This is a genomic window from Cyanobium sp. Cruz-8D1 (genome assembly GCF_024345975.1).
Lineage (GTDB): Bacteria > Cyanobacteriota > Cyanobacteriia > PCC-6307 > Cyanobiaceae > Cyanobium.
Genome location: NZ_JAGQCD010000094.1, coordinates 1 through 3,058, shown reverse-complemented (window position 1 = coordinate 3,058; position 3,058 = coordinate 1). Strand labels below are relative to the sequence as shown.

5 protein-coding genes are annotated in these 3,058 nt (G+C 67.8%); all 5 read right to left on the bottom strand.

Annotated features, from left to right (window positions below; all coding sequences use genetic code 11):
* On the bottom strand, nucleotides 1-290 hold a 290-nt coding region (locus KBZ33_RS21225), incomplete at its 3' end, for a hypothetical protein (RefSeq protein ID WP_255012004.1).
* Nucleotides 291-293: 3 nt separating this feature from the next.
* Nucleotides 294-686: a hypothetical protein gene (locus KBZ33_RS21220; RefSeq protein WP_255012003.1), complete on the bottom strand. Its 393-nt coding sequence runs from the start codon at nucleotides 684-686 to the stop codon at nucleotides 294-296.
* 36 nt (nucleotides 687-722) lie between these two features.
* Nucleotides 723-1,871: an ERF family protein gene (locus KBZ33_RS21215; protein WP_255012002.1), complete on the bottom strand. Its 1,149-nt coding sequence runs from the start codon at nucleotides 1,869-1,871 to the stop codon at nucleotides 723-725.
* Between the two features lie 49 nt (nucleotides 1,872-1,920).
* A complete protein-coding gene (locus KBZ33_RS21210) occupies nucleotides 1,921-2,622 on the bottom strand; it encodes a hypothetical protein (protein ID WP_255012001.1) in 702 nt (233 codons plus the stop codon).
* Nucleotides 2,623-2,657: 35 nt separating this feature from the next.
* On the bottom strand, nucleotides 2,658-3,058 hold a 401-nt coding region (locus tag KBZ33_RS21205), incomplete at its 5' end, for a hypothetical protein (protein ID WP_255012000.1).

The window sequence follows — 3,058 nt, the reverse complement described above, 5'->3', positions numbered from 1 at the left end:
CGATTGCCATCCCCGCCACCCGCAGGCAGCGGCGGGCCGCCAAGGTCCGCCGGGTCCTTGAGCTGAATCGTGCGGTAGGTGCTGCCACCCCTGCTGGTGTTGTTGTATTCGAAGGCCAGCAATCGGACGACGGGCTGCTGCAGGTACTCGTCGTGTTCACCCTGTTGGCCAAGCAGCCACTCCGCGAAGGCGTGAACATCGGCGATTGGGATCGATAAGTTGCCGCTGCCCGCATAGGACTTGCCCGGCTTGGGCGGGAACAGCTTGATCGTGAGCTTGGGAAGTCCCATGGATCAAGAAGCGAGGGGGATCGAGAGCTGGCCTGGAAGTTCACCGGCCAGCCGTAAGGCATCGCGATCGAACAGGTACGGCGCCGCCGTCGCCTTGGGAGGCAGCTTGGTGAGGATCTGATCCGAGAGGATCATTTGACCTGGGTAATCGGGGTTGTTGGCGACTCGGATCTTGAGGGTGATCTCGCCGGGTCGCTCGTTATCAGCGCAGGCGAGCAGGACCTTGGCCAAGGCCTCGGTGAGTTCGGCCTGGAGCTGTCCGTCTCGGTGCTGGAGGATCCAGCCGCAGGCACCGACTGGGTGGCGCAGCACTTCTCTCAGCAAGTCGCCGTCGATGTCAATGACGCCCAGCCCGGTGTCGGGTGGCGGGCCTGCGTTGGGGAGTGTGCTGCTCATCAGTGGAGTGCGAATGGATGGAAGAGGCGTGACCGATCAGATCGCCGCCTCGATTGGTCTGAGCGCGTCGACCTGCTCGCGGATGAAGAGGGCGTGGGCCGCCGTCTTGATGTAGTCGGAGGCCAGGGCCGTGGCGGGCAACTGGAACTGCTCGCGGAAGCGGGCGACCAGGTGCGGCACCTTCTCGGTGGGCAGGGTGCGGATCAGCGCGATCAGTCCTTGCACCTCGCTCTGGCTGAGCGGCTGATCGCTGCTGTCGCTGGCCTGGGGAGCCGCTTGCGGGGCCCGCTGGGGTGCCCGCTGGGGGGCGGGCTGGAGCACCGGCTCAGTGGGCTGCCCTTGAGGTCGCTGCTCTTGCGCTCGCAGCTCCTGAGCTGGCTGCACCTGTGCCGTCGCCTGCCCGTCCTGAATGGCTGCCGAAGAAGCTACCGGAGTCGGTTGTGGCTTGGGAGCCATAGTCCGGCGAGCACGCGAACGGGCCGGCTCCGGGGCGGTCTGTTCTGGGGGCTGGCTCGGCAGGCCGCGAGGCGCCTGGGCGGCGCTGCCCTGGCCGCCGAAGGATTCGCCGTCATCGTCAGAGGCCGCCAGCGACAGGAGCGAGAGCACCTGATAGCGGCGCAGGTAGGTGATGATCCCCCCGAAGCCATGCAAGGGATTGGTGGTGGTGCCCAGTTGGCCCAGCAGGGTGTAGAGGCCCTTGAGCTGGTCCTCCATCCGCAGGCCCGGCTGACGCAGCGGCGGCGGCGGCAACTCTGCGGTGGGCTCGAGGTTGCGCGGTGGCAGCAGCGGCGGCAGGGCGCCGATGGCCGCCAGCTGGAGATCGAGGGGATAGCGGTTGAGCACCTCGCTGCGCAGTTGGTGCACGCGGTCGAGAAGCTCCTGGAGCGTGGGGATCGGGCAGGACGAGGAGACCTCCTCGCCGCTGGGGGCGTGGACCAGCCTGGTGATCAGCAGGCAACTGCCGTTGCTGTCGCTGGCGGCGATGGTCTGGGTGAGCAGTAGCCCTTGCTCGGCCAGGACCGGGGTGACGGCCTCAAGGACGGTGTTGAGGTCGGCGAACTTGCCGTACTTGGCCTCCGACGACTTGCGGATGGGTCCGATGGTGCGGTGGAAGGCCAGCAGGGCCAGCTCCAGGGATTCCGGGTAGGTGGTGTCCTGCTCAGGAGCAGCAGCGGAGGCACGCATGGGAAAGGGTCTCTAAGCCCTCTACTCTATACGCTATGGAGCACTAACGCTAGCTTGTGGTGGTGGCTTTCCAGTAGTTCAGGAGCTGCAGGGGCCGCAGCTCGCCGTCGAGGTCGAGCAGCTCGCGCAGCTGCTGGGGTGTCCAGGTGTGCCAGCCGGAGAGGACCATCCGCAGCGTCTCCAGCTCCTCGCTGTTCAGCGCCGGCAGCACCGGGCCCTGGTCAACGGCCGCCAGGGCGGCCAGCGACTGCCAGGCCTGCGGCAGAAGCAGATCCGCCGCATCCGCTGTGGCCTTGAAGGCAGCGACCACCTGGCCGCTGGCGGCGACAGCTTCTTCCAGGGTGGGTAGCGATTGCTCCATGGCCCAGCTGGGCGGATCGAGCTCGCCGATGAAATGCGAGAAGAAATCCGTTGCGCTCCAGATCCGGCCGTCCTCATGCTCGATCGGACGCTGGCGGGCGATGCGCGGCAGCAGCGGGTCGGTCTCACTGAGGCCGTAGTCGCGCCGGGCGAGCCGGTCGTTGATGATCCCGAACTGGATGAAGGTCACCGGGTACGGCTGGGCGATCTTGCCGCGCTGCAGGCGGTTGAAGGTGGAATCGGCGACCGTGGGAAAGCCGGCCGCCCTGCCCCAGCGCAGGGGGATGTCATGGCTCCAGCCGACCCGCTCCATCCAGGCCGTGAGCGTTTCCCCGAAGCGGTCGCGGGACTCCTGGCTGGGGTAGTTGGCGTGGTCAGCGTTGGACGACATGGGAATGGCTGGGGAGAGGACTCAGGCGGGAGGGATCAGGCGGCCAGAGGTGAGGAAGAGCCGGATGGCGTTGGCCGTAAGGGGGGCGTCGCCGCAGGAGCGCGTAGCTCCAGCACCAGCCGCGCCCACTGCTCGGGGGTGAGCACCACGCGCCAGGTGCCGCCGCGGAAGCGCACCAAGGTGGCCGCGTGGGGTGCCTGGGCGTTGAGCCGCTGCTGTTCGGCGCCTTGCGGCTTTTCGCGGACTGCACGGGCCGAGTCCTTCCAGTCGGCGACCTGGAGGACGAAATTGCTGAGGCCATCGAGGTCGCCGGCGTCATCAAGGCGGCCGGCACCGAGCTTGCGGCGGATCGGCAGGCCCAGCAGCAGGGTGAGCAGCTCGGCGGCCTCACGCTCGGCGCGGTCGCCGCGTGACTTGGGGGCGTTCGGCATCGAGG